Annotated in this window: 23 protein-coding genes and 1 pseudogene; 9 read left to right on the top strand and 15 right to left on the bottom strand. The window is 59.7% G+C overall.

Translation table 11 applies throughout. The features are described 5' to 3' along the window. Window positions 1-382: 382 nt before the first annotated feature. The 8 genes from ESZ53_RS06065 to ESZ53_RS06030 form a co-directional block, all read right to left on the bottom strand. Window positions 383-2,218 carry a type IV secretory system conjugative DNA transfer family protein gene (locus ESZ53_RS06065; RefSeq protein ID WP_129072005.1) on the bottom strand — a complete coding sequence of 612 codons (1,836 nt, stop codon included), beginning with the start codon at window positions 2,216-2,218 and terminating at the stop codon, window positions 383-385. After that, window positions 2,215-3,531 carry an AAA family ATPase gene (locus tag ESZ53_RS06060; protein ID WP_129072004.1) on the bottom strand — a complete coding sequence of 439 codons (1,317 nt, stop codon included), beginning with the start codon at window positions 3,529-3,531 and terminating at the stop codon, window positions 2,215-2,217. Before ESZ53_RS06060 ends, ESZ53_RS06065 begins: the two co-directional genes overlap by 4 nt. After that, window positions 3,528-5,156, bottom strand: a complete 1,629-nt coding sequence (locus tag ESZ53_RS06055) for a hypothetical protein (RefSeq protein WP_129072003.1) — start codon at window positions 5,154-5,156, stop codon at window positions 3,528-3,530. Before ESZ53_RS06055 ends, ESZ53_RS06060 begins: the two co-directional genes overlap by 4 nt. Next, window positions 5,156-6,652, bottom strand: a complete 1,497-nt coding sequence (locus tag ESZ53_RS06050) for an SCO6880 family protein (RefSeq protein WP_129072002.1) — start codon at window positions 6,650-6,652, stop codon at window positions 5,156-5,158. The genes ESZ53_RS06055 and ESZ53_RS06050 overlap by 1 nt, the downstream gene beginning before the upstream one ends. After that, window positions 6,652-7,818, bottom strand: a complete 1,167-nt coding sequence (locus tag ESZ53_RS06045; protein WP_129072001.1) for a hypothetical protein — start codon at window positions 7,816-7,818, stop codon at window positions 6,652-6,654. The genes ESZ53_RS06050 and ESZ53_RS06045 overlap by 1 nt, the downstream gene beginning before the upstream one ends. A gap of 264 nt (window positions 7,819-8,082) precedes the next feature. Beyond that, a complete protein-coding gene (locus ESZ53_RS06040; RefSeq protein ID WP_129072000.1) occupies window positions 8,083-8,397 on the bottom strand; it encodes a hypothetical protein in 315 nt (104 codons plus the stop codon). A gap of 28 nt (window positions 8,398-8,425) precedes the next feature. Then, complete coding sequence (locus ESZ53_RS06035) at window positions 8,426-9,031, bottom strand: M23 family metallopeptidase (RefSeq protein ID WP_129071999.1); 606 nt, start codon at window positions 9,029-9,031, stop codon at window positions 8,426-8,428. After that, window positions 9,031-9,813, bottom strand: coding sequence for a hypothetical protein (locus ESZ53_RS06030; protein WP_129071998.1), 783 nt, complete (start codon window positions 9,811-9,813; stop codon window positions 9,031-9,033). Before ESZ53_RS06030 ends, ESZ53_RS06035 begins: the two co-directional genes overlap by 1 nt. A 487-nt stretch (window positions 9,814-10,300) precedes the next feature. On the opposite strand from ESZ53_RS06030, the gene ESZ53_RS06025 reads away from it, so the two are divergent. The 3 genes from ESZ53_RS06025 (at window position 10,301) to ESZ53_RS06015 (ending at window position 13,148) form a co-directional block, all read left to right on the top strand. After that, window positions 10,301-10,729, top strand: coding sequence for a helix-turn-helix domain-containing protein (locus ESZ53_RS06025; protein WP_256386363.1), 429 nt, complete (start codon window positions 10,301-10,303; stop codon window positions 10,727-10,729). A 464-nt stretch (window positions 10,730-11,193) separates the two neighbouring features. Beyond that, window positions 11,194-11,529: a hypothetical protein gene (locus tag ESZ53_RS06020; RefSeq protein ID WP_129071996.1), complete on the top strand. Its 336-nt coding sequence runs from the start codon at window positions 11,194-11,196 to the stop codon at window positions 11,527-11,529. 392 nt (window positions 11,530-11,921) lie between these two features. After that, window positions 11,922-13,148, top strand: a complete 1,227-nt coding sequence (locus ESZ53_RS06015) for a hypothetical protein (RefSeq protein ID WP_129071995.1) — start codon at window positions 11,922-11,924, stop codon at window positions 13,146-13,148. A 108-nt stretch (window positions 13,149-13,256) separates the two neighbouring features. Here ESZ53_RS06015 and ESZ53_RS06010 read toward each other — a convergent pair whose 3' ends face one another. Then, window positions 13,257-13,556, bottom strand: a complete 300-nt coding sequence (locus ESZ53_RS06010; RefSeq protein WP_129071994.1) for a hypothetical protein — start codon at window positions 13,554-13,556, stop codon at window positions 13,257-13,259. Between the two features lie 327 nt (window positions 13,557-13,883). On the opposite strand from ESZ53_RS06010, the gene ESZ53_RS06005 reads away from it, so the two are divergent. Then, complete coding sequence (locus ESZ53_RS06005) at window positions 13,884-15,101, top strand: ammonium transporter (protein ID WP_129071993.1); 1,218 nt, start codon at window positions 13,884-13,886, stop codon at window positions 15,099-15,101. Between the two features lie 170 nt (window positions 15,102-15,271). Here the strand turns inward: ESZ53_RS06005 and pdxH are convergent, their stop codons facing one another. Both pdxH and nhaA read right to left on the bottom strand, forming a co-directional pair. Then, the gene (pdxH, locus tag ESZ53_RS06000; RefSeq protein WP_129071992.1) at window positions 15,272-15,913 is read right to left on the bottom strand and encodes a pyridoxamine 5'-phosphate oxidase; all 642 of its coding nucleotides are present in this window, start codon (window positions 15,911-15,913) and stop codon (window positions 15,272-15,274) included. 51 nt (window positions 15,914-15,964) lie between these two features. After that, complete coding sequence (gene nhaA / locus ESZ53_RS05995; RefSeq protein WP_246837401.1) at window positions 15,965-17,227, bottom strand: Na+/H+ antiporter NhaA; 1,263 nt, start codon at window positions 17,225-17,227, stop codon at window positions 15,965-15,967. Between the two features lie 255 nt (window positions 17,228-17,482). On the opposite strand from nhaA, the gene ESZ53_RS05990 reads away from it, so the two are divergent. After that, window positions 17,483-17,764, top strand: a complete 282-nt coding sequence (locus ESZ53_RS05990) for an iron-sulfur cluster assembly accessory protein (protein WP_129071990.1) — start codon at window positions 17,483-17,485, stop codon at window positions 17,762-17,764. 51 nt (window positions 17,765-17,815) lie between these two features. On the opposite strand, the gene ESZ53_RS05985 is transcribed toward ESZ53_RS05990, so the two are convergent. Then, window positions 17,816-19,114 carry a hypothetical protein gene (locus ESZ53_RS05985; protein WP_129071989.1) on the bottom strand — a complete coding sequence of 433 codons (1,299 nt, stop codon included), beginning with the start codon at window positions 19,112-19,114 and terminating at the stop codon, window positions 17,816-17,818. Between the two features lie 115 nt (window positions 19,115-19,229). Here ESZ53_RS05985 and ESZ53_RS05980 point away from each other — a divergent pair, with 115 nt between their 5' ends. Further along, a complete protein-coding gene (locus ESZ53_RS05980) occupies window positions 19,230-23,027 on the top strand; it encodes an ATP-binding protein (RefSeq protein ID WP_129071988.1) in 3,798 nt (1,265 codons plus the stop codon). A gap of 252 nt (window positions 23,028-23,279) precedes the next feature. Here ESZ53_RS05980 and mscL read toward each other — a convergent pair whose 3' ends face one another. Beyond that, a complete protein-coding gene (mscL, locus tag ESZ53_RS05975) occupies window positions 23,280-23,681 on the bottom strand; it encodes a large conductance mechanosensitive channel protein MscL (RefSeq protein WP_129071987.1) in 402 nt (133 codons plus the stop codon). On the opposite strand from mscL, the gene ESZ53_RS14595 reads away from it, so the two are divergent. Beyond that, window positions 23,665-23,928: a hypothetical protein gene (locus tag ESZ53_RS14595; protein ID WP_307842080.1), complete on the top strand. Its 264-nt coding sequence runs from the start codon at window positions 23,665-23,667 to the stop codon at window positions 23,926-23,928. The genes mscL and ESZ53_RS14595 overlap by 17 nt on opposite strands. A 14-nt stretch (window positions 23,929-23,942) precedes the next feature. Here the strand turns inward: ESZ53_RS14595 and ESZ53_RS14590 are convergent. Both ESZ53_RS14590 and ESZ53_RS05965 read right to left on the bottom strand, forming a co-directional pair. After that, window positions 23,943-24,140 (bottom strand): annotated as a pseudogene (locus ESZ53_RS14590) (FmdB family zinc ribbon protein); the annotation flags it as partial. After that, entirely contained in the window at window positions 24,091-24,681 is a 591-nt protein-coding gene (locus tag ESZ53_RS05965) for a 5-formyltetrahydrofolate cyclo-ligase (protein ID WP_129071985.1), read from the bottom strand. The pseudogene ESZ53_RS14590 and the gene ESZ53_RS05965, both read right to left, overlap by 50 nt. A 39-nt stretch (window positions 24,682-24,720) precedes the next feature. On the opposite strand from ESZ53_RS05965, the gene galU reads away from it, so the two are divergent. Both galU and ESZ53_RS05955 read left to right on the top strand, forming a co-directional pair. Beyond that, the gene (galU, locus tag ESZ53_RS05960) at window positions 24,721-25,611 is read left to right on the top strand and encodes a UTP--glucose-1-phosphate uridylyltransferase GalU (protein WP_129071984.1); all 891 of its coding nucleotides are present in this window, start codon (window positions 24,721-24,723) and stop codon (window positions 25,609-25,611) included. A gap of 3 nt (window positions 25,612-25,614) precedes the next feature. Then, entirely contained in the window at window positions 25,615-26,274 is a 660-nt protein-coding gene (locus tag ESZ53_RS05955) for a GNAT family N-acetyltransferase (RefSeq protein WP_129071983.1), read from the top strand. Window positions 26,275-26,286: the final 12 nt, after the last annotated feature.

Raw genomic sequence — 26,286 nt, 5'->3', positions numbered from 1 at the left:
GTGGTGGTTGTGGTCAGTTTGCGTCGTAGAACGCGGAGGGCGAATGCGCTTGCGACTCGGCGGCTGCGCATAGTGCGCAGTACTTGGTCGCGTTCGAGAAGGCGATGCAGTAGCTCGTGATGTGCAGGGTGCAGACTCACGAGGTCAGCGTGGCTTTCCTCTGCTCTCCAACCAGTGGGAGTTTCAGCAACTCCTGAGTAGTCGATGTGGTGGAGCTCGAGCTCACGGACTTTCGCAGTTCGGTTGCAGGCGGCGCAGCGCAACTCGTTGCCGGCTGCGGTCTCCTCGGCGAACCATCGGGCTCGGCGGGCGAACCATGCGCGTGAGCGCAGATAACCGGTGCGGTATTTATTGCCTCGTGCCAGCCGGCGAGAGTTCGACATCAGTTCTGGGTTTCCTCGTAGTCCAGCTCGAGGGTTTCCTCGGGCTCAGAAAGCGCGAGCGGTTCGGCCTTGGCGAACTGCGTGCGGAACTGTTCCTGCTGCTCTGCTTCGGTTGTGCGCTTGCCCGTCGAGATGCTCTTGCTGTCAGCACGATCAGTCCATCCGCGCAGATCGAGAAGTGCTCCACGACGGTTTCGGTAGGCCAGCAATCCCATCGATTGCGGCATACGACGGATCTCGTCGACGGTCATTAGCGGAACTCGCTCGAGCTGGTTGCTGGTCGAGGCTCCCTGCTGGTTGTAGCTGTAGGAAGATCGCTTTAGCTGTCGCGTTCCGAGCATGGCTTCAATATCGCGCAGGTGCCCCATATCTGAAGCTCCGCCGAGCAGAATCTTTGCCGTTGCTGCCGACCAGATGGTGTCTGCTTCTGCCTTTGACCAGGCAGTCTCGGCTTGTGAGAGTGCCTGAAGGACGACCATTGTGCAGATTCCTCGGCCGCCACCGTCAGCCATGACTCGTGGCAGCGCTGGCCACGCGAACATATTCGCGATCTCGTCGAGAATCAGTCCTAGTGGCAGGTCGAGCCGTGAGCCGGGTGTTGCTAGTGCTTTGCGGCGTGCGGTTTCAACCACGTCGTCCAGGAGGGCGCCGAGGAAGCCGCCCATCGCACCCGAGCCGCCGCTGGAGCCGATCAGGTAGAGAGTGTTTTCGCCAGAGAGGAATTCGTCGGCGTCGAAGTTTTCGCCACGCTTTGGCGAGAGAGCTTCTCTGAGGCTCGGAATGCCCAACGGTCGAACGGCTGCTGCGACTCCGAACCACGACGACGACAGAAGCTTGGGGTCGCCGCCGAGAACACCGTTGAGGCTTTCGGCCCATCCTGGTGCGCCGTCAGTGCGCAGAATATCGACCGCCCCACGGGCAAGGCCGGGGTTTGAACCCCAGTGGTACAGCTGCTCGACTCCGCCTCCGGAGACTGCGGCTGCGTGAAGGAGTTGTGCCAGAACGCTGGAGGCTGCACCTGCCCATTCTTGGTTTGACTGGCTGGAACCGAGAGCTGTTCCGGCAATGATCGCTTGGGCTCGTTGGTCAGCGACCAGAGGATCGTCGCATCCGGTGATCGGTGAAATGCGTAGCGCTGAACCGACACCTGAAAGTTGTTGCGGGTCGAAGACCGTCACGCGGCCTCGCTCAGCGCGCGGTCGCATCGTTGCGGCCAAGTTGTCGTTGGTGGTCGACGTCGTGACCAGTGGGCCTGCCCAGTCGAGGATCGCCGAGATGAGGATGCGGTAGCCCTTGCCGGATCGGGGGGCACCTTCGACTGCTACCGAGTCTTCGATCGAGACGTAGACGTCAACGCCGGACGAACGTCCGACTCTCCATCCCACGTCTGTGGCGGCAGGCTTGTGCAGGTTGGGGCGGAGTGTCTTTGCCTGCTTCAGCACGGCTTTTGCGGAAAGGTGCTTGGTGATCTCGCTGCCCTTGGCGAATCCTTCACGCCCGCGTAGTTGCTGGATGAAATAGCCATCCGACTGGCGGTATCGGAACCACATGATGGTCGCGGCGATTACCGCAAGGACGCAAATAATCATGACGGCGATGCCGGCGATACGTGCTGCCGTTGCGGGGAAGGAACAGCTTGCGTCGACGACATAGCTGGAGGTGTCACCCAGAAAGACGAACCCGAGACCTGCGAACATGGATTGCGGGGCTGCACTGCTGTCACAGATGATCTTTGTGACGAGGGTCGTCACCGCCTGGCAGGCGAAGTTGATCACGAGGATCACGGCCACGAGTCCAAGAACTGGGGTTACCCACCAGTTCTTCGCAGTGTTCATGCGTTCTGCTCGTTCAAGCTGGCGGCGACGGCGGCGCCGGCTGCGATCCATGCGTTCTTGGTTGCTGGCTTCAAGCTGTCGAAGCGTAGAGCGCCGGACTTCAAACTGGGATCAAAAGGAATCACGACAGTACGTGGTGCAACCTTCTCAAACCCGGAAACGATGCGGGCTACTTCAGCGGCCGGCGTGGAGCGCTCCGCGACTGTGACGACGACGACAGCATTCTTTACTAGCTTTGCGGAACGCTCATCTCGTTGACTCAGCTCTTCGAGCAACAATGCTGCTGACTCTGCGGCTTCCCCCGAGGGGCTGGTGGGAACCACGAGTTGGTCGCTGTGGTCGATCATCCGGAGCCACCGCTCGGAGGATTCATCGTTGCCTGTGTCGAAGATGACCATTCGCGAGTACTTCTTGATGACTTCATTGAGCGCATCAAATTCGGCGGCAGTGAGGCGTTGATCGGAGGCCAGAAGCTTGGGGTTTGAGCGAAGCACGTCATACATATCAGCGCTCTGATGATGGACGTAGAGAGCCAAATCTCCGATGGTCGCTGTGGGCTGCATGAGCTGTTCGGTCACACCGCCAAGGTCTTGGATGGTGGCGTTGTGGCTGGAGCGTTCAGTCCTCCAGCCGAGTGTTCCGCGGGTGTCGTTGTTATCCCAGGCGATCACTCCCGAGCCGCCGTGACGTGCAAATACGGCGGACAGCATTGCTGTGGTCAGCGTTTTTCCGACGCCACCTTTGCCGTTGACAACGGAAATAGAGCGGCCGCCTGCCCAGTGCTGGCTGACGGCTCGAACATTCATGAGACGTTCTTGCTCCGCAAGCGAAGGTGCGATCTTGATTCCGGTTGTGCGCGTGACGAGCCCGCGCCATCCTGTGGCTGGCGGTAGAGCTGCGCTGTCATCGGCGAGGAATGAGCGGCGTCCCTCTTCGGGAGCCTCCTCGACTGCCTCCTGTGTCGGTTCTGCTTCAGGGGCCGCAGGTGTTTGGATCTCGCGCTCGACGACCATCGGTCGAGTCCTACGTAGTGGTTCTACGGGTGCGGTGTGCTCCTGCAGTTCCACTCTGTTGTCGGGGCTAACGCGACCGTCGCCAGACACCAACAGACGGAATACTCCGTTGGACTGTTTCGAAGTCAGCCGAACGTCGGTCCCGTTCTCGCGTGCGATCTCCGACGCTCTTTGAATGATCCCGGTGCGCAGCTGATCCTCGCGCGCATACTGAACTGTTTCTGTCGGCTGGCCGGCAACGCTGACGGTAGCTTCGGTGCCGTTGGGTGCAACGTCAGCGGTCATTTCGAGGGTGCTCATGCGGACTTCTCCTTGTGGCCCTCAACGGGCACGGTCGAGGGCCAGATTTGGTCCAGGTTGGGTTCATCGAGTGGCCAGAGATCGTCAAGGTACTGCGTCCTGAAATCCAGCTCAGCGATGGGGTTGTCGACAATGTCCGCGGCGCCTTCGATGGCGTCGTCAGTCTTGAAGAGTTCGTACTCCCACTCGGTGGAGGTGACGAATGCGTCGACCAAGTACGAGTACAGGCCGACGTAAGCGATGAAGGTTCCCGACCGTAAACGGCGGGCGATCAGCACATGCTGCGGTGGTAGTTTCAGTCGTTTGACGAGGTTGTCTTCTTCTTGCTGGTTCACACGGAAGATGAACTTGTTCTCGATGTCAGCGGCGATTGAGTACGCCAGTGCACGCTCTTCTGAGCCTTCTTTGCCGACGGCGTCGAGGTCGGAGAACTTGTGCAGGATCAGGACGTTGCTGATGCCGTAGTGGCGTGACAGCTTCAACCACTGTTGAAGCGTCTGCAGCGCTGCCACTGAGGACATGTCGCGCCATCCCTCTTCACGAATCAAGTAGCGGGTGCGCTTGGCAGCCCTGTCTGAGATGACTGCTTGGATCCATGCGCTTGTGCAGAGTTGGGTTAGCTGCGCAACGAGGTTTCCCCGTTGGAAGAGCTCGGAAGTGTCGACGACAACCATGGGCGCTTCATCGTCAAACTTCACGGTCGATTCGTTTTCGAAGAGACCACGAAGATCGCCGTCAATGAAGCGTTTGAGAACGTAGCGTGCGCGTTCACCTTCGTTGAACAGCTTCTCGGCTCGGAGAGAGGACGTTGGATCGAGGTTCTCTAGCTGCTCGGACACCGCCGTCAAGGTTGGGCGGTCGCCGGTGACTTCGATCGCGGTGTCGAGCGCCCAGCTGATGGAAGCGTGCTCCATCGGGGTCAGTGGCGGTTGCCCGCTGAGCGTGAGCTCAATGATGCTCCGCAACGTTCCGTGCCGGCGGTCGTGGACCATTTGTATGTGCTCGTCGTCGCTGGCATTCGAGCGTCGAGGGCCACCGTCTAGCGGATTGATTCGGGCGTCCGTGTGTGGTCCACCGACGCGGATAACTTTTCCGCCTGGTGTTGCTTCGCACACGGCAACCCACTCGCCCTTGGAATCAGAGGGAACGACGACCTGGTGCCCGAAAGGGATGCTTCGGGTTGTCAGCATCTTCAACACTCCGGACTTGCCGGATCGGTAGGCTCCGAGCACGAGAATGTTCGTTGATAGTGCCGCTCGAGACGTGGTGTCGGTGTAGAGGTCCCACGGTGAGAAATGCCACAACGAGTCAGCGTTGAGGTCAACACCGAGGATGGGGCCGCGATGGCCAAGTCCGCGGTCGGCGATGAACGGGTAGATGCCGGCGACGTTATGGCTTGTGGCTTGATGGTGGGGCTGCTGCAACCGCATCAGGTTCCAGTACTCGCCAGTTCGAACCCCCGGCCCGAACATTCCGGGGACGGCCGCGGGAGGCAAGTTCAGTGTGCTCTGGCTCTGGCTGGGCTCATCTACCTGTGAGGCCAAGGCGGCGATCTCTTTCGCTCGCTGGCGGCGTTCGCGGCGCGTCAACGACGAGGGCGTGACGCTGAATACTTTCCGTGCCATTATTTCAATCCCGTTCCGAGTGGCATCGCGTTGATCAGCAATGCCTCTGCTTGCTGGCAGTAAAGAATCTGGCCTTCCATGCCGACCCGAGACATGGCGTTACGAATGCCGGCAATTCCGGACGCGAGACGTTCCTCAGTGGGGGCGCTCACCGTGAGGTAGCCGCCGTAACGGTATTCGCCGTGTCCCTGGACGATGGACTCTTCTTGGTCATCCAGCGCTTGCCAGTCGGCGCGGTCCTCGGCCGAATCGCTGTCGTTGCGTTTCGCTTTCAAGCGTTGGTTTCCTCGCCAGACCTTCTTCTCTGTGCGGATGCGCTTGAGGGCCGCCTTCACGGAAACCGGAGTCAGGACGAGGGTGAAAATGTGGCTGATCGCGTCATCGGTAGATGGGTCACGGGCGAAGACGATGGGTTCGATGAATCCCACCTGCGCCATGCTCCGTGGCCACTCGTGAATCCACATAGTGGAGTGCCAAGCTCCGTCAGCTCGAACCACACCGTTGTTTCCACGTGGCTCATCGAAAGCCATCGGCCCGATCGCGTCCACCGAAACTCCCGACTGTTCATCAGAGCGGTCTTGGATCATCGGTACAGAGTCAATGTCGAGCGCGGTGCGCGCTAGGGCTGCCCATTGACGCGAATCGAGCCAACGGCGGACGTTGATATTTGCTGCTGCGAGGGCGGCTGACACGTTGCCGGCTTCTAGCTTTGCGAGCGTCTGGATTGCTTGCTTTCCACCGCCAAGACTCTTCAGCTGCGCCTGGAGCGCCACGAGGTCGATGGTCAACGTGAGGTAGTTGCGGTGTGAGACCGCGAAGCGTTCTGCGTTGTCCATGACATCGAGGTAGTTCTGTGCGACGGCGGTTGAACCGTCTGTTCCTCGGCGCGCGAGCGTGTCTTCGAAGTGTTGCCGTGCCGGCCGAATCGTCGTCGGCATCGTGCGCTCTTGCAACGAAACCCGTTTGATGCCGGGGCGCTGTGTGAAGGAGGTGAGCACGGACGCAAGCTGCTGCGACAGGTCATACCGGTCGGCATTGTCCATCATCAGAAAGCCGTCGACGTCTAGTTCGGCCGTGATTGAGACGGTTCGATCGCTGGGGTTATAGGCCGAGGTGAAATCGTTCGAGTCCCACAGTTGGATGTTGCCCAGTTTGCCGGGAAGGTTCAGAGTCGCGGCAATGCGCGGGCGTTCAGGGCGGAATCGAGTCTTTGTTCCACCTGTCGTGTGCCTAACCTGCTTTGAGATCCAGAGCGCAGCGAGCTTCGATGCGGGCATTCCTTGGAGTGGAATGAACGACGCTATTGCTAGCGGCGCCCAAATGACAGCACTTGCAAAGAATCCTATAAACCCATATCGAGTTGCAGAGATGACTGCGATCGCTAAAGCGGCAGCGATAGAAGTGAACGCCCAGCCGTCGAGTCCAAGGAAGACCCCTTGAGACGATCGCCGGCTGAGACGAACCGGACGGTTGTAGATGTCAGTATTACTGGACATTAGCTAGCTCCATTTCGTGGGGCGACGCTTGATCGGGGTGAAGTAGGTGCCACTGGATTGGCCCCTGAGGAGACTTTGGGCTGTGAAGAACTAGCCCCTGCGCTTCGATGGCTTTGAGGCTTCTGGTTGGAAACCGAAGGAGATGTTGTGCGCGGCGCGGACGAGCGCGGTTGACTGGCTTTCCGACGGGCAGCGCTAGACCTGCTAGCAGCGCCTCGCGCCATCGAAACGCCACGGCTAACTTGCCGAGTTGCGCCGGAACCCAAGCGTGAGCCGACAGCGTCAGCGGCGGTGCCGCCGATGAAACTAAACATGCTGAATGCAGCGATTGGCACAAACGCGATCATGCATAGTCCGATGGCAAAGGGCAGCGCCTGAACGCTCCAGAGAGTGTCAACTTCTCCAATGCCTGTAATGACCAGCCCGAGTAGGCCGAGCGTGAGCGGCGTGGTCAAAATCAGCGCGATCACCGCGGAAAAGTAACGCACTACCCACTGCTTCCCAAAGGACGTAGGGAAAAGCATCCACGCCACCGGCCCCATAGAGATCAGAGCAGCCAAAGCGAAGTTTCGGAAAGAGAAAACGGCGACAAGGACGCCACAGGCAATCATCATGACGCCAAGAGTGGCGGTCGCAGCAAAGAAGTTGCCGCCACCGCCGCCAAAAATCAAGTTCTCCATAAACTTCTCAAGGCCGCCGTCGCCATTGGTGCGGTTGATGAGTGGTTCAGTCATGAGATCGACGATGTCTAACAGCGTGCCTACCATCCAAAGAGAGGCGGCCGACAGCGGTAGAGCTAGCGCAAAACGCCCTACTGCCGTGACGAGATCGCTGCGATCGCCGGTCGCTACAGCTGTAACGATGGCGACAACCCCGGCGCCAAGAATGACCAAGACGATGGCGCCTTGCCACCATGCCCATTCAGTTACCGATGCATCCCAGATGCGGGAATCCGAATTAAAGCTAGTTTGGCCAATTGCCCAGCTGAGCTGCATCCCGATTGACCCTGCTAATGCGCTAGCCACTGTTTGCCCAAGGGTGCATGACGGATCGAGCAAAGCGCATTTGAAATCGATTTTGAGCTCTTCCCCTCCAGCGGCCTTGATGTCGTCAATATTGTCTTCCGCGGAGGTGCATACAGTGTTCGATTTGCCGTCGATGAGCACTTTGTTGAAGCATCGTTCTTCCACAGAACTCGCGAGCTCTTTGGGGGCGCACGTGATCCTGATGCCAGTCCTGATGCACTCGACGTCAGCTGCAGGAGCACTCCACTCTTGACCCGTTACTTCTCCCTGAGCAACCGAAACCACGGCTGTCTTGTGGTTTTCGATTGGACCCGCAGCTGCCGGTGCTGCGGCGAGCAGACCGATGCCGACGGCGACAGCCCCCGATATCCCCAGCATCGCCAGTTTTGAGATCCTCATGCTGTTTTAGAATCCGAAGTTGAAGTTGACGAGCCACGCAAAAATGCCCGAGATGCTGCCGAGAATGATTGTCGCAATTGCGACTGTTGCTACGTTCTCTCCAGCCCAGCTTTGCATCCGTTCCGGGACGATTGACTTGAAGCCCAAAGAGGCCACGGCGACAATCAAGATGCCGAACATGATCACAAGAGCGGCGCCCAGAATGTAGGAAACAACTGTTTGGACTCCGACCATGAAAGGTGCGGAAAAATCCGGATCGATCTGAGGGACCTCGACATCAGCCGGAAGGCTGCCGAGTAATTCGATTGCGAAGTGAATCATTTCTATTCCTTTTGTGAGCGATTGATTGCTAGAGCGAAATGCCGTGTTGCAGCATGAAAGGTCTCGGATCAACGGGCACGCCGTCGATGTCGAGCTCGAAGTGCAGGTGGCATCCAGTGGAGAAACCAGTCGAACCTTCCAGGCCGATCTGATCGCCGGCAACCACGGTCTGGCCTTCCTGGACTAGGACCCCGCCGTTCGGCATGTGTCCGTAAACGGTGACGTACCCGCCGCCGTGGTCGATATTGACCCAATTGCCGTAGCCTCCTGAGTTCCAACCGGCTGCCACTACTGTTCCTGAGCCAGCCGCATAAACCGGGCTTCCGCAGCCGGCAGTGAGATCGATCCCCTTGTGGAACGTGGAGCATACGAAGCAGTCGGATCGGTCTGGGTACCCGAAGTGCGCAGTTTCGTAGTAGCCGCTCTGAGGGGCACCCCAGTCCCCGACGATGAGCGGCCCGCCGGCCGCGTTCGCGGGCGGCGTCGGCACGGTACTGGCGCTGACGACTCCTAAAGCGAGCGGGAGCGAGAGCAGCAGGGCTCCTGCAATTCCTGCTACGCCAAACACGAGAATCCGCAGCGCTGGCTTCAGCCCTTGAGAAAGTGCGAACTTCGCTACGAGAGGAGCGGCCATTAGTTGAAAAATTCCGGAAAGTAGCGAATAACGGTGCAGTCTCCAGGGGCCTGTGTAGTGGGGGGCACAGGGTAAGAACCCTTGCACTGGATCTGCATAGATACGCTCAGCGGGTCTGTGATCTCGAGCGAGTTGCCGCTCTGGTCTGCCGTGGTCGTGATTTCTAAGCCGACAGTGATGGTGTGGAGGTCGACTGCTATCAGATCGTCTAAAGAGCCATCGTCAAACGTTGCGTGGTCGTAGTCCACTTTGAGGTCATCGGCGAAGGCTCCGACAATGACCGAGTTATCTCGAGCAAGAAGGTCCCATCGCGACGTATCGCCAATCAGCCGGTTATATATTTCGTTGAGACGATCTGATCTGACACTTTCGAGTTCTGAGAGCTCAGTTCCATATCGCTGGTCGTATCCAACCCAGCCTGCGATGTACTCCTTGAATTGAGTACGGTCGACTTTTGTCGAGTCGACTGTGACGAGCGCTTTTGCTGCCTCGATCGCGTACTCGCGCATGTCATCGGTGATCGGCTGTGCCACGAGTCCCTGTTCGGTGACTGTGGAGTCGACCACTTCCCCGCGTGGGTCTCCGGGATCCGCTGTCGCTTCCGCTGGTGAAGTCTCTGTCCCAGAGGCAGAATCCGTGGGTTCCGTTGATCCGCTGTTTGAGGAGGCCGAAACAAGTGACAGGACGATGGCAACTACGGCAGCTAGACCAAGAAGAACGACCAAAATTATGGCGATCAGTCGTCGAGTCTTCTGCTGTGCCTCTGTTCGCTCATTCGTCATTCGAAACTTCTCCTTTAAGCGATAAACGCCGAGCCTTTTGCCCGAGTTTTCTTCGCGTAACGCTCGTATCACCCTATTCTGGGGGGTAGACGTTTGGTTCCACTTTTGTTGTCCACGTCGCCAAAAATTCCGGCAACCCGGCGGCGATTGTCGCTTTTCATAGTGATATTACTTCATTAGAAAATGAATCACACGTTTAAACAACTAAATCTTTCACTCCTTAGTGCTCGCCGCGACGGTAGCGCAACGGCCGATCCTTACTAAGTAGCTCGCTGCAGCATGGGCGGTGACCCCAGATACTCGGCATCGACAGCGCTTTTCCCCGGCGAACTCTCTACTCCGCGACATAATGCAAGGACAAGAAGCTCTATTTGCGTGAAGAAACGGTTGGCAGTGTTGGTTCCAATTTCCTTTTGCTCCAAAAGAGACGTAATTTCTTACGTCGACCTTGTGGCTTCTCGTCGCCCACGTATTGCTGGTTTACGTGATGCCTGACAGGAGTTATTGGACGCGGTTCCCCCAAGTCCTCAGTGTTGCTGAGGTCGCAGAGATCACTCGGGTTTCTGACGTCACGGTATGGCGAATGTTGAATAGCGGGAAGATCCCAGCGCACCGCATCGCGGATGCTTGGATTGTCTACCGTGAGGAGCTTCAGGCGTGGGCTGACAACGGCGGCGAGTCAACGAAAGTGAATTTGCCTACGAAGTTCCTTGAGGCATATTCGGAAGAGCTCACGATCGCGGACTTGACGACGTTGCTCGGTAAGACTCAACAAACTGTATACAGGTGGCTTGCAGCTGGGAGCCTTGCTCCGACGGGATGGCGGATCGGGAGGAAATGGTTGCTCCACAAAAGCAACTTCACTATCTTGCTTGAGAACAGCAGTAACCAGCATCGAGAGTTTATCGGCGACTAGGCGTATGGCCAAAGCTGGGGATGCGGAGTTCCGTTTCAGCTGAGTCGTCAGAGCGTGAAGTATGAATGCACTGATGATCCGAAATGCGGGACTTTCGCGCTTCGCCCACGATCTGCCGACAATCATGGGCAAGCGATGCTGATCATTCGTGGATGGGGTCGCCCGATGGTACCGAAACGTATTGGGTGAGTTTCGTGCTTCTTCCGGCCGTCACTTATATGGCGCTGAATCTGCCCGCCTCCTCAGGACGGGTGATAGAAGACTTTCAAGTAAAGGGCAATCTGAGAGGCCTCTACGAGCACTTCTGACTCAATGAGCTTCGAATCGCTCAGTTTGGTGAATAGGGGAGTCTGACTGCGTTTCAACAGCCCGAGCTGCCCCTAAGTGATTGGTATCCGGACTCTGTTCCTATACGAGGCTGCGAACAGCGCGATTGCTGAGGGCGCGCCCCTAAGCTGAACTTTATGGCAGTCGACAACAGCAGTTCACGGATTAGCAAAGACAGGGCAGGGCTCCTGCTTACCTTCTATGCAGAACGCATCAAGAAACTCGACTACCCCAAGGTTTATGCCGCTGAGGAAGAAGCCTGGGGCTGGAGTTTTTTCTATGACGACACCCGCTTGCACGCCCCTGACGAATTGACGGTTGAGAGCGAAGGCGAGAGCATCACCGTCGGAGCGTCGGAGAGCGACGATGGGTTAATGGTTTGGCTGGGTCGCACCGCCTCGATCCCGCGATGCGACGAGTGTAGTGAGAATTCGGAATTTTGCTCGCATTTCGAGGGGCGCGACAGCGAGTAGCGACAGCCCACGCCCTAATTCAAGGTTGCTCGTTCTGCCCACATTTTGCCCACAACTGTGGGCAAACAATGCAGATCATTCATGGCTGTGGTCACTCAATAACTCCGAATTTGCGGGGTTTTGGGGCACTCATCCGGCCTTCCGGGGGCGGCGACGGGGGTTCGAATCCCTCCAGGGGCACTTTCACAATTTTCTAGATTCCCGAGCTCAGCGTCACTTTGGCGCTGTGGGATGCCCACGTGTGGCGCTCGATCTGGTCAGGCATCGTGCCCCGATATTTCCATAGGGTCGGATGGAACTCGGATGACATAAAATGTAGCGAGCGTTCAGCGTGACCCGAATTGGAAGGAAGGCTCATGGTGGCCTTTGTGGCGAGTGTACGGCGCGGTTCAGTGGCAGTCGTTGCTCTTGGCATCGCGTTCGTGGTCTTGTTGGCGATTGCGTCGTCGGCGACGGCAGCGACTCCCGGAGCCACCTACGTGGTCGATTCCGGTATTGCGGAAGGTGCCCCCTTCGGCACCGACGGGTGGAGCAATCAAAACTTTTCGGCGGGGGCGCTGGTGAGCACAACCGCGGGGCTCGAAATACCCTCGGGAGGTCAGCCAAGCTACGGTTTTGCGCCGACGCTGCCCGTGAACACGGGCAGTTCCTTGGTCGAGCTGGCCGCGACAACGTCGTTCACGACAACTGCACCCACACAGTTTTACGCGAGCATCTTCATCCAGAATGGTACGGGCACGCAGATCATCCTCTACTCGCAGTCGCCAAGCCAAGACTTCAGCGACCCGTCAGTGAAGTGGATTGCAACGAGCGCCATCGGCAACATCACCCCGTGGGTGCTGGGTGATCCGCAGCGCTCTCTCGCAGACTTCGACGCCCAACTGGCGGCAGATCCCACTTTCGTGGGTGGGTTCGTCGACGCGGTCAGTGCCTTCAACGCGGCACCGGGCGCCGAACAGCTCAGCAGTTTCACTGCCAACGGCGTGCAATTCATTTTTACACCGGTGCCGGTATTCGTCGCCCCAACAACGATCACGCGCAGCGATTTCATCAGCTCGGGCATCACGATCACCTCAAGCGGGTTTCGGCCCAATGAGACCGGCATCGTGGTGACGCTCACTTCTGAGGGGACACCATCGGTTGTGGGTACGGTGGATGCCGATGCCGCCGGCCAGATCTCGTTCACCTACCAACATCCGGATGCAACAGCCGCCGCGGGCACGTACACGCTGAGTTTCGCAGGCTCCGTGCCCAACACTCAGGTGTTCGAATTCGAATTGACCGTCGAACCCGAACCGTCACCAACACCTACGCCAACACCTACGCCGACGGCACCAACACCAACACCAACACCAACACCTACGCCGACGGAGCCGACGGCGACTCCTTCGGCTAATCCGACTGTCTCGCAGCTTACCGAACCGGGCGTTGCTCCCGAGTCTGCGGTTACCCCTCCGTCGGCGCAGCTGGCCGCAACGGGTGCTGAGCCCAAAGTCGCGACGCTTGTCGCGGGTATTCTTTTGCTCGTCGGCGGCGCGTTAGTTCTGAGCCTGACGCACGCGCGGCGCACGACAGCACGACAGCCCGCCGGCCCCGAATCGCGTGACGCGGGGCATTGACGTCAACGTCCCGAGACGGCGGGCACGTGTTCAGGCCCGGAACGCGATGGCCAGGACTATCAGGGTGTTTAAGGTGGCCAAGAGTGGCTTGCTCGCGCCGGGTGCGCGCTAGCCTCGTTTTTTGAGTTCGGCCTGGCGTTTTTGTTCGGCAGCCCGTTCGAGACGTTCGAGACGCAGGAGATCGAGCAGCAGCAGCGCAATGGGAACAACCGAGACGATGCCCCACCACTCCTGAGTTCCACCGGTGGTGACATACACGACGTTGAACACAACGGCCCAGGCCAATCCGCCAATGAGCCACGCTAGGCGCCACCACGGCGTTGTGAGCTGACGGATGCGCGTGCGCAGTAGCGACGTCTTTGCCGGGGCCGCGTCTTCGGGTGATGATGCGGGGGAGATGTCGTCCATGGGGCAACTCTATGTTCTCCGGCTGCTCCGGCGAACAAATGACACCGCGACCGACGGTTTGATCGCGAACGATCTCACACTGCATCTGTAATTGCACGCGCGGAAACATTCAGAGCCGAAATATGAGGCGTTCCTCGGCGTCTGGAAACTCACCCGTAACACCCACGCGACACGTTTAACGTCCGCGAAACATAACTGAGGGCCTGCCGAAATGCCGAGCCGCGATGCTTTGTCGTGCGGGTCGGTGGGAGTGGAATAACCCGACACTCACCGAAATCCGCCACAGCGATAAGTGTGCACCAGGCACACAAAGCGAAAGAGGTTGAGATGGATACAGTGGTTTGGGTACTCATTAGCACTGCACTAGTGCTGCTTATGACCCCCGGTTTGGCATTCTTTTACGGTGGACTCGTCAAAGAGAAGTCCGTAGTCAGCATGATGATGATGAGCTTCGGATCTCTCGGTCTCGTCGCCGTTCTCTGGATCCTCATCGGTGCAAACATGAGCTCGATCGACGGTTCGGTCTGGTCGTTCTCCGGAAACCCGTTCAGCAACTTCGGTCAAGAAGGCGTTGCCGGTTCCGACCTCCTCGTCGTCGCTTTCGGTGGAACCTTCGCGATCATTACCACCGCCCTTATCTCTGGTGCCATCGCTGACCGTGCTCGCTTCGGTCCGTGGATGATCTACACCGGCGTCTGGGCAACTCTCGTTTACTTCCCCGTCGCAGCCTGGGTCTGGGGCGGCGGCTGGATTCAGAACCTCGGTGACATCCTCGGCGGCCTTCCCGCCGTGATCGACTACGCCGGTGGTACCGCGGTTCACATCAATGCTGGTGCCGCTGCTCTTGGTCTCGCTCTGGTTCTCGGAAAGCGCGTTGGCTTCAGCAAGGACATCACGCAGCCCCACAACGTTCCTCTCGTACTGATCGGTGCCGCTCTGCTCTGGTTCGGATGGTTCGGATTCAACGCCGGTGCCGCGAGCGACCCTGACGAAGCCGGTCTGATCGTGTTCAATACGCTCGCCGCTCCCGCCGCCGGTATTCTCGGCTGGATCTTCGTCGAGAAGCTTCGCACCGGTAAGGCCACCGCCGTCGGTGCCGTCTCGGGTGTTGTTGCTGGACTCGTTGCGATCACGCCGGCCTGTGCAAACCTGACGCCCGGTTGGGCGCTCATCCTCGGTCTGATCGCCGGTGCAATTTGCGCTCTTGCCATCGAGCTCAAGTTCAACCTCGGCTTCGATGACTCGCTTGACGTCGTTGGCCTCCACCTCGTCGCGGGTATCCTCGGAACGATCTACCTCGGCTTCTTCGCCACCGACACCGGACTCTTCGTCGGTGGAGACGCTGGCCAGCTGGTAGTTCAGACCATCAGCGTTCTCGCCGTCGCTATCTTCTCCTTCTCCGCTTCGTGGCTGATCGGCACCGCGATTCAGAAGACCATCGGATTCCGCGTCACTTCTGAAGAAGAGATCGCCGGTATCGACCTCGCTGTCCACGGCGAGTCGGGCTACGCAATGTCTGCACGGGGATCCGTGCCGGCTGAGTAAAGCCCACAACCTCGGGAGGGGCACAACTGTTATCGCGGTTGTGTCCCTCTTTTGGTGTTAACCGAAGAACCCCGCACCGGGCATTACGCCACGGTAGCGGGGTTTCGTTGTGTCCGAGACTGTGTTGTGTCGAGAGTGAGTTGTGTCTCAGGGAACGTGCGGTCGAAGCTCTACGGCTGAAGGCGCAGCCGTTCCCAGCCGCCCGACTCCGTGCGCCCGAAACGCACCCGATCGTGCAGGCGCGAACTGCGGCCCTGCCAGAACTCGATCGAGTGGGGTTCGACAACGAAGCCGCCCCAGTCAGCGGCACGCGGCACATCGCGCCCCTCGAACTCTGCTTCGAGTTCTGTCACTCGCTGCTCCAAGAGGGCTCGGGATGCGATGGGTTGCGATTGTTCGCTGGCGTGCGCCGCGATCTGGCTGCCTCGCGGTCGCGTGGCGAAGTAGTCGTCTGAAAGAGCTGCGGCGACGGGCCGAGCGGTTCCTTGCACGAGTACCTGCCGGTGAATCGAATACCACGGGAAGACCAGTGCCGCGGCAGGGTTCGCGAGAAGTGCTTGTCCCTTGATCGAGCTGTAGTTGGTAAAGAACTCAAAGCCAGCTTCATCGATCGCGCGTAGGAGAACTGTTCGCGCACTGGGGGAGCCGTCCGCATCCACCGTCGAGAGCACCATCGCGTTCGGCTCATAGACGGCCGCCTCGCTGGCGTTATCTAACCACAATCGAAACTGGTCGATCGGATCAGTGAGCACATCCGAATCATTGAGCGGCAGTTGGCCGTAGTCGGTGTGTTGGCTCAATGGGTCGGACACGGTGGATCCTTTCGACGGCGGGCTGCATCCCGCCGCAGTCCGCTGGGGGTTTTAGTCCTCGTCTTCGATGAGGGTTTTGTTCTTGTCGGGGATGCCATCCTCGTTCATGTCGCGCTTGCGAGCGAGACGGGAGTCCCAGCGCAGGCTGATCGCGGCGAGAACAGCAGCGAGAGCGGTGCCAATAAGAATGGCGAGCTTGGCGCCGGTGGTGTGCTCGCTATCGGGGAACGAGAGTTCCGAGATGAGCAGCGACACGGTGAAGCCGATACCTGTGAGGAACCCGATGGGCAGCAGGTCTCGAAGTCCGATGGAGTCCGCAAGGCGGAATTTGGTGACCTTGGTGATCAACGCCGTCGTGCCGAGCACACCAATGATCTTTCCGACGACGAGGCCGACAATGATGGCGGCGACAACGGGCTGCACGAGCACATCGCTGACGCTCTCATCTCCGCCGAGTGAAACTCCAGCCGCAAAGAACGCGAAGACGGGGAGTGCGATTCCGGATGACGTGGGCCTTACAGCATCGTCGAACGCGTGGGTGCGGGTGTCTTTTTCGCCGTGCACGAGCTTGGCCGGAACGGTGAAGCCCAGAACCACACCGGCGATGGTCGCGTGAACGCCCGAGTCGTGCATGAACGCCCAGGCGACGAGAGCGAGGGGGACCAAGAGCCACCAGCGCGGCTTGCGTGAGCGGACGACAAGACCGAAGAGCACGATAGCGACGAGCGAGAACAGCAGCGAAAGCAGGTCAATGCTCTCGGTGTAGAACAGAGCGATGATGATGATCGCGAGCAGGTCATCCACCACGGCCATTGTAAGCAAGAAGGTGCGGAGCGCTCGCGGAAGGCCACGGCCGAAGATAGCGAGTACCGCCAGGGCAAACGCGATGTCGGTGGCCGTGGGGATGGCCCAGCCGCCGAGTGCCGTCGAGTCACCGGAGATCAGAATGATCAGCGTGAAGAGCAGGGCGGGAAAGAGCATGCCACCGATGGCGGCGAAGACAGGAACAGCGGCTTCGCGTGGTTTACGCAGGCTGCCCGCGATGAGCTCTTGCTTGAGCTCGACGCCTACGACGAAGAAGAAGATCGCGAGCAGGCCGTCTGCAGCCCACGTGGCGAGAGTGAGGTTCAAATGAAGTGACTCGGGACCGATGGTGGTTTCGGCAAGGGCTGCATAGCCTTCGCGCCACGGGGAGTTAGCCCAGATGAGCGCGATCGCGGCGGCCACCATCAGCAGGATGCCGCTGGTGGTTTCCATGGTCACCCACCGGCGTACTCGCTTGCGGGGGCTCAGCTTCTTAGTGGATGTGGTCACAAAATTCCAGACGTTGAGGTTCGTCAGCGGGGTCGCCGACGCAATCGCCGACCAGACTTCCCGGCACTCAAGCCCCAATTCTACCGCGTGAGCACCTGAGCGCCTGCACCATGCCGCGGGTACAGCGCGGTGCATCCTGACCGCACGCTCCACTGACTATGGGAGTTGCCTCACAATCAGTGCTGTAGGTTGCTGACCGCCGCTCACTAAGGCAGCGTGGGGGTTTCATTTCGCTGAACCTGGAAGGACGAACATATGCTCACCCTCACCGAAACAGCCACCACGGTCGTCAAGACGATCGTCGAGCAAGACCCCGATGCGCAAGCCTCAGGCCTGCGCATCAACGGAGAGCCTGGTGCTCCCAACCTCACCGTCGCCGTTGTCGCGGCTCCAGAAGCCGGCGACTCTGTCGTCGAAGCAGATGGTGCGCGTGTTTTCCTCGAAGAGAACGCTTCTGTCGCTCTCAGCGACAAGACGCTCGACGCCAACGTCGGCGAGAACGGCGCGGTCAACTTCGCCGTGATCGATCAGGCCTAACGAGCCACACGCTTCAGGAACGGTGGCGACGAGTTCGTCACCGTTCTCCTGCTAGTAGCGGGCAAGAGCGTCAGCATCGCGAGCGTGGGTGACTGACCGGCGGATGGCGTCAAGCGCCTCCACCGGATCTGTCTCGGCTTCAGCGATCATCAGCTGACGCTCCGCCTCTGCTAGACGGGTGCGGGCGCGAGCACTGGCTCCGCCCCGCCCCACAAGCTCTCGAACAACTGAGATCTGACTCCGTGCCGCCACCAAGGTTCCTTGGTAGGCGGCACGGGCGTGTTCGAACCGCTGTTGCTGGTTCCGGGCCGTCGAGAGGGCACTGTCGAGTTCTGTGCGGGCATCATTCAGCAGAGCTAGCTGTTCGAGCGGGCTGTGACGATTGCTGGATGCCGCTACCGTGCGTTCCAGCGCCCGCTCGCTGGCGGCGATCGCCGTCAGGATGCGCGCACCGCTCTGGGGGTCGGGAGCCGATTCCGCCGCGAGTCGCGCTTCGAGTAGATCGCTGTGAGTGGCCTCGCGCAGCTGCAGCACGGCAGCAGCTGCTTCCGCGATCTCGGCGAAAGCCTGGTCGGTCGCTGCCGCTGCGCGCTCGGCACGATGCAACGCGGTGGCTGCGCCGCGCAAGGTGTCGGTGACCGCGTTGACGCCGGTAGGGCTGATGTTCGCGGCAGCGGCATCCAGAGCAGTTTCGGCCGCGGCGATCTCTGATCGTCCAGCGGCGAGTTCCCGTCGTGGCACGGTGAGAACGTCATCGTCATAGAGCTCTTCAGCGGCTGCTAGTTGGCGCGCCCCCGCCGCTAATCGATCCAGCAGCCTCACCGCCTGCGCTCGTAGTTGCTGCGCGGTCGCCGAAGCTTCGACTTCGTCCTGGCGGCGGGCGGCGAACGATGCGTCAAAGCGATCAAGAGTCGCCAACGCCTTTTCGCAGAGGGCAGTCATCTGCAGTGTGAGGCCACGACGGCGCTGATCGGTAGTGCTCGCCGCGTCATCGCGCTGCTGCCCAAGCCGAAATGCCTCCGTTAACTGGCCGCGCGCCTCGGCGAGGGAGCTCGTAAAATCGTGGGCGGCGTCCGCGCCAAATTGGGCTACCGCAAAACCGAGTTCGAGGTCGGCTTCGCGAACCCGGTCATCCAGCGCGACTAAAAGTCCAGCGGCGCGCGACTCGAGCGCCGATTGCGAGGCTGTACCGCGGATGCCGCGGTCACCGCCGCGACGAAACAGCGTCACGAACGCCACGACTCCGACGGCCACCACGAGCACCACAATGGTGACAACCGCGATTGTGGTGCCGCGAACGATCTCAGCGGTGTCGGTCGCGGCGACGAGGGGTAGTTCAAGAAAGAACATGCACCGTATTCTACGGTCGCGTGCCGCATGAACTGGGGGTGTTGCTCACCCGTGAGTCTTGCGAAACCCGCGGCAGTTACAGGATTTATTGCGAGAAGGAGCTTAAGGTGGCGTTGTGTGGCGTGCAGATAAAGTTTCGGATGATTTCACGGGGGACCCAGAAACGGGCAGCCCCGACGTTGACGACGCTGAAAGTGAGCACGCGCACCCCCACGTTCAAGTAACAGCGCCTCATACGCTGAGTTTTGGTGAGCCACACATTATGGCTGGAAACGTCGCAGAGCCCACATGGACGCAATGGCGTACGCAAATATCTGAGCTGGGTGGGCGTTCGCCTCTCATCCACTTCGTTGATTCGCCTCGTACGCGGGTCGACCTCTCAACAACCCACCCGGGCGGCCTTGCCCAGTTCATCACCGGCAAACGCACTCTGCTGTCGAGCCTCATTCGTGACGACGTCGCGCTGCGCTCGGCTAAGACCGCTGCAGGCGCTGTGGCAGCCAAGGGTCTCGAACTCGCAACAGCTCGCGGCATCGACTCCGTTCATTTGGGTGTCGGCATCGCGCGTTGGAGCCATGATGACGTCGAGTTCTGTGCCCCCGTTTTGCTGCGCCCGCTTGCCATCCGTCGTCACGGTCGTGACTTCGAACTGAAGCTTCGCGGCAGCGCGTACTTGAACCCTGCGCTGGCTCGTGCTCTCGACGAGCAGTTCCGCCTTCGCCTCGATGCTGAGTCGTTCGTTGCTTTGGCCGATGCTGATGGAACCTTCAAGCCCAACCCGGTGATCGATCGCCTTCGCGGTCTCACCTCTCATCTCGATGCGTTCGCTGTCAGCCCGCGACTCGTTGTGTCGTCATTTGCGGATGTCGCTCATGGTCTTGCCGCTGATGCGGAAGATTTGCAGCATCCGATCCTCGACGCGCTCGCCGGCAACACTGCTGCCGCGTGGACCATCAAGGAGGGTTACGCTCCCGTTCCCGCGCTCTCGGCCGACGAGCGCTCGCCGCAGACGGACAACCTTCTTCTCGACGCAGACGCAGAGCAAGAGAATGTTATTGCGCAGATTGAGGCGGGCAACTCGCTCGTCGTTCGTACGCTTCCGGGCACCGGCGGAACCCAGACGATCGTGAACGCCGTCGGCGCTCTCGTCGCCCAGAACAAGCGTGTTCTTGTCGTGAGCCCGCGTCGGGCATCGCTCCAATCGATTGCGGATCGCTTCGCCGACATCGGGCTTCCCGGTCTTTCGGTTGCCCCACGCACGCTGCGCCGCGACATCATCCGCTCGATTTCTCGCAGTGAGAAAGCCAGCAAGCCCCAGATCGAAGACGTGGATGACGCGCTACTTCGTCTGCGCAAGATCATGCTCGACTACCGCGAGTCCATGTCCGTCACCGACGGTGTACTTGGCGTCTCGGTTCTCGATTGCGTCTCGGAACTCAGCCGTCTCGCGTTGCTCCCCACACCGCCGTCGACGACCGCACGGTTGTCGCGCGAGGCAGTGGAGAAGCTTGCCAAAGATCGCAGCACCGCTACTGGTGTGATCATCGCTGCGGCCAAGCTCGGCGAATTCAAGTACGGCCCCGGAGATTCGCCCTGGTATGGCGCTCAGTTTGCCAACGGTGGCGAAGCGCTCAAGGCTCATCAGGTTGCCCAGCGCGTTAACTCACAGTTGTCAGAGTTGCTGGGTGTCGCCAATCGTCTGGTCTCGAACACGCGTATGCGACCCTTCCAGAGCATCGATGAGCTCGGGGTGTACCTGCGTCTTCTCGTCGACTTGCGCGAAACGCTCGACCGTTTCGTGCCGACGGTGTTCGACCGCGCCATTACGGAACTTATCGCGGCGACTGCTCCGCGTCGTGACTTCCCCGAAATGACCGGCGCGAATCGTCGCCGGCTCAAGAAGCTTGCGCTGGAGTATGTGCGCCCCGGTGTTCGCGTGCCCGATATGCACGGCGCCCTCAAGCGGATTCAGAAGCAGCGGGTGCTGTGGCACCGCTTCGTTGCCGAGGGTGCGAGCCCCGCAGTACCCGTCGGAATTGGTGAAGTACAACGGTCGTACCAACAGGTCTCCGAAGACCTTGCTCTGCTCGACATCCCATTGGGCATTGCTGATTCGCACGTCAACTTGTCGGCTCTGCCCATCCCGTTCCTGATCGAAAAGGTTGCGTCGCTCGCTGCGGAGTCTGACGTGCTCAATAACCTTCAAGAGCGCACCGCTCTGATGGGGAGCTTGCGGGACTTGAAGCTGGATCCGCTCATCGAAGACTTGGCCGAGCGTCATGTTCCTCAAGACCAGGTCGCTGCTGAGCTCGAATTGTCGTGGTGGAAGTCTGCACTCGACTCCATGCTCGAAGTTGATCGCGCCCTCCTCAACGCCAATACGACTGTTGTCGATCGACTTGAAGCAGATTTCCGACTTGTCGATGAAGCTCATGCCTCTGCCAATGCCAAGCAATTGTCGTGGCAGATCGCCGAGAACTGGAAGATCGGTCTCGTTGACTGGCCCGACGAGGCCAGCGCCCTCAAGCGAGCGCTCGCCAAGGATCGCCTCACGTCCTTCGACGTGCAGACCTCTGCTCCGCACCTCTCGCGCACGATCGCGCCGGTCTGGCTGGCCTCACCGTACGAGATCGATTCCGTTGTTGACACGATGCCGTTTGACACGCTTTTGCTCGTTGATGCTGGCGCCGTAACGGTCGCCGAAGCAGCGGGCGCCATCCGCCGCTCGAAGCAAGTCATCGTTATTGGTGACCCTGTCATTCAGTCTCCTACCCCGTTCGACACCGCAGTGCGCGACGCTACCGGCGACCTGCCGCAGCCCGTGAGCGACGAGATTCGTGAGGCGCTGGTCGCTGACTCTGCTTTCGCGAAACTCAGCGGGCTGCTTCCGACGCTGACCCTGACGCGCAGCTATCGCCCGGGTGGCGAAGAACTCGCCGAACTCGTCAACCGTCGTTTCTATGACGGTCAGATCGAATCCTTGCCGTGGGCTGGCAGCTTCCTCGGCCACGGCAGCCTTGCGGTCAGCTACGTCGCTGATGGCGTCGGCATGCCCGATCCTGACTCAGGAGCCGTCGAAAGCCCCGACGCCGAGGTGTCGCGCGTCGTTGAACTCGTTCTCGACCACGCCACGAAGCGCCCGCAAGAATCGCTCATGGTGATTACAGCGAGCCCCGTGCATTCGGTGCGGGTCATGCAGGCGGTTCTGGATGCGGTTAGCCGTCGCCGCCCCGAACTGCTCGACGTCATCATCGGCGATCGTGCTGAACCGTTTACTGTGACGACGATCGATCAAGCCGTGGCCCAGAGTCGCGACCGGGTGATCTTCTCCATCGGATATGGTCGCACCCCGCACGGTCGCGTGCTCTCCGACTTTGGTTCGCTCGGCGAGCCCGGGGGAGAGCGTCTACTCGCTGTCGCTATGACGCGTGCTCGTCGCTCGCTCGAAATCGTGACATCGTTCCGCTCGGAAGACCTCGACGACGGTCGCATGAAGCACGGTGCTGTTGCGCTGGCTGAAGTGCTCGACGAAGTGGATGCCCGCTACGCCGAGGTTCCCGTGCCCGATGACAGCGACCCCATGCTCGTTGACCTCGCCCGTCGCCTTGAGGCGCGCGGACTGCGCGTAGCACTCGGTCATCGCGCCAAACTCGGCCTCGTCGCTTCGCGCGGCGGACGCTGCGGCACGATCGAGACCGATGCGATGGTTCACGAGTCAAGTCTGCGCGAATCGCTTCGGTTGCGCCCGGAACTGCTGCGCCGGCTCGGCTGGCATTACCTGCGCGTCCATGCGTTCGAACTGTTTAGTGATCCCGATCAGGTGGCCGATAAGGTGGCCCGGATGCTCGGAGCAGAGCCTGCTCCCACGACCGAGCCCATCACGATCGTGCCTGCTCAACGCCCCCAGCAGTAATGGAGCAACGCAGTGACGAGGCTGGCTCCGAGGTCACAGCGCCGCGGGTCAAGCGTTCGAAGAGTCGTCGGGTGACCACGGCCCCGCCGGCAGGATCAGATCCGCATCCGACGGGCGAGCCGGAACGGCACCAGAACAACGAAAACGACGAGCGACTCAAAGGCGACAAACCTCCGCATTGGGGGTAAGTTCCTTGGCCGCTCGCCGTGGGGCTCGAGCTTCGGGGGCAGCTCGAGTGAGAGCTAATGCATGTTAGTTGTTTTGCTTAGCGAGCAGGTCGCGAATCTGAAGAAGCAGCTCGGCCTCGGTGGGGCCAGCTTCGGGCTCGACCACGACGGGCTTGCGCGCGGCAGCGAGCTTGTTGGCGTAGTTCATCGGAGCAACGATGGCGAAGTACACCACGGCGGCGACGAGCACGAACTGGATAATCGCCGCGATGACTGCGCCGAAGTAAATGATTGCGCCGCTAGAGCCAAGCTCCACGGGAAGCGCTGTCGCGAGAGACTCGGCGCTGAAGATGGCGCCAATCAGCGGGTTGAACACCGCTTCAACGATGGTGTTGACGACTGCTGTGAAAGCAGCACCAATAACAACCGCTACAGCCAAGTCGACAACGTTGCCGCGCAAAATAAATTCTTTGAAACCGGAAAGCATAAGTGCTCCTAATCGTGGGGGATACGTCAACTATGACGCTTTAGCCGCCGATGGTGAAGCGGATGACGAAGAAGAACCGGAAGAACTTGATGCTCCTGACGAGGCAGACGAGCTCGTTGATGACGAATTTGACGATCCGGAGTCGCTTGAACTCGAGCCTGATGTCTTAGACGTTGATGCTTTCGAACTCGATGAACCCGAGCTCGAATCGCTCGAAGTCGTCGTGGAACGCGAGTCGTTGCGGTAGAAGCCCGAACCGTTGAACGTGACGCCGACGGCGGAGAAAATCTTGCGCAGCTTGCCCTGGCAGGCGGGGCATACGGTGAGGGAGTCATCGGTGAACGACTGCTGAATATCAAAAGCGTTGTCACACTCAGTGCAACGGTAAGAGTAGGTAGGCACGAGATCCTTAGTTGTGCTCGGTGATGGTGACAATCCCCGACGGGGTAACAATGCCATCCACTGGTTGGTCATGAATTTCGGTGGGAACTTCTGCCACATATTCGTTATCAAAGATCACCGCGTACACGGGAGGCTTGGTCTCCATAGAGCCGAGCGTTTTGTCGAAGTAGCCGCGACCCCAGCCCATGCGCATTCCGGAATGATCAACGGATGCCGCCGGCACGATAATAAGGTCGACATCGTTGATCGCGATCGGTCCGAGCACCTCGCTCGTAGGAGCGGGCATGCCGATGAGGTCTTTGTCTTCGTCTTCGCCGTCGTAGGGAGCCCAGTCGAGCAGGCCGTCGGCACGAGAGATGGGGAGCAACACGGTGATGTCGTGTTCGCACGCCCACCGCAAAAAACCACGGGTTTCGGGTTCGTCGGTGGTCGATAGGTAGGCCGCTATGGAACGGGAACCGAGACGCTGAGCTAGGTCAATGAGGTTCTCTGTTACACCTGTGTTAAATTCTTCCCGCTCTTTCGCGGTACAGATGCGTCGGCGTTCGCGTAATTCGGCCCTAAGTGCACGTTTGTCGTGACTGACGTCGTCGGTCATATACGCATTCTACGAGACTGGCGCACTAGCATGTACCCCATGGCTACGAAGATTACTAAAGCGGTTATCCCTGCTGCAGGTCTGGGCACTCGATTTTTGCCGGCAACAAAGGCAATGCCGAAAGAAATGTTGCCGGTGGTCGATAAACCGGCCATCCAATATGTTGTTGAGGAAGCAGTCGCTGCCGGCCTCACCGATGTGCTGATGATCACCGGGCGCAACAAGAACGCTCTCGAAAATCACTTCGACCGAATGACCGAACTTGAGGCCACTCTCGAGCAAAAGGGCGACACTGATCGTCTTTCCAAGGTCGAGTTCTCCAATGACTTGGCCGACATGCACTATGTGCGCCAGGGAGACCCGCGTGGTCTCGGTCACGCTGTTCTCCGCGCCAAGATGCACGTGGGCAATCAGCCTTTCGCCGTGCTGCTCGGCGACGACCTCATTGACGCTCGCGATGTTCTGCTCTCGCGAATGCTCGACGAGCAAGAGGGGCGTAACGCCACCATCATCGCGCTCATGGAGGTCGACCCCGCGATGAGCCACATGTATGGCATTGCGACCGTGGAACCCACGGATGACCCTGACGTCGTTCGCATCACCGGCCTCGTTGAGAAGCCAGCTCAGGGCACCGCGCCGTCTAACCTCGCGATCATCGGTCGCTACGTGCTGCGTCCCGAAATTTTCGACATCTTGGAGCGCACCGATCCCGGTAAGGGCGGCGAGATTCAGCTCACGGATGCTCTGCAAGAGATGGCAGAAAACGACATTGCCGGTGGAGTATTTGGCGTTGTCTTTCGTGGTCGTCGTTACGACACGGGTGACCGTCTTGACTACATCAAAGCCATCGTTCAGCTCGCGGTCGAGCGCGACGACCTGGGTCCCGAGCTGCGCCCATGGCTGCAGCAGTTCAGCGCAACTCTGGAGTAGCGAGTGGCGTACGGCATTCCGACGCTCGGCGAAGGAAACATCACCATTCGCGCCATTCGGGTGCGCGACGCGAGGGCGCTAGAGAACGAGCTCCGCGATAACCGGAGGTGGCTTCGCCAGTGGGAAGCCACGAGCCCGGTCGGCCCCGCCTCGTTCGACGTGAAGTCGAGCATCCGGGGTCTGCTCCAGCAGTCTCGAGTCGGCACCGGACTGCCGTTCGTCATCGAATACAACGGTGAAGTGGCGGGTCAGCTCAACGTGTCATCGATCACCTATGGATCGTTGGCGTCGGCATCCATCGGCTATTGGGTATCTGAGCGTTTTGCGGGCAAGGGGCTCACTCCCACCGCTGTTGCGCTGGCCACTGACTACTGCTTCTTCCAACTCGGCCTTCACCGCATGGAGATCTGCATTCGACCCGAAAACGAGCCAAGTCTGCGCGTCGTAGAGAAGCTCGGGTTCCGTTACGAGCAATTGCGGCGCCGCTACATTCATATCGACGGAGACTGGCGCGATCACTTCTGCTTCGCGCTCACGGTCGAGGAGCTTCCGCAGGGGGTTTACCGCCGTTGGCAGCTGGGCCAAGCCCCCGAGCAGGATGCTCACATCCCTGCCGAGGACCGCCTAACAGCGTCTCGACCGATGATTCTTCCGCGCCGTTAGCGGGCGGACTCT

It is taken from the genome of Salinibacterium sp. UTAS2018, from assembly GCF_004118935.1.
In the GTDB taxonomy this organism is placed as follows: Bacteria; Actinomycetota; Actinomycetes; order Actinomycetales; family Microbacteriaceae; genus Rhodoglobus.
The sequence above is the reverse complement of the archived record's forward strand: the minus strand, read 5'-3'. Positions and strand labels throughout refer to the sequence as shown.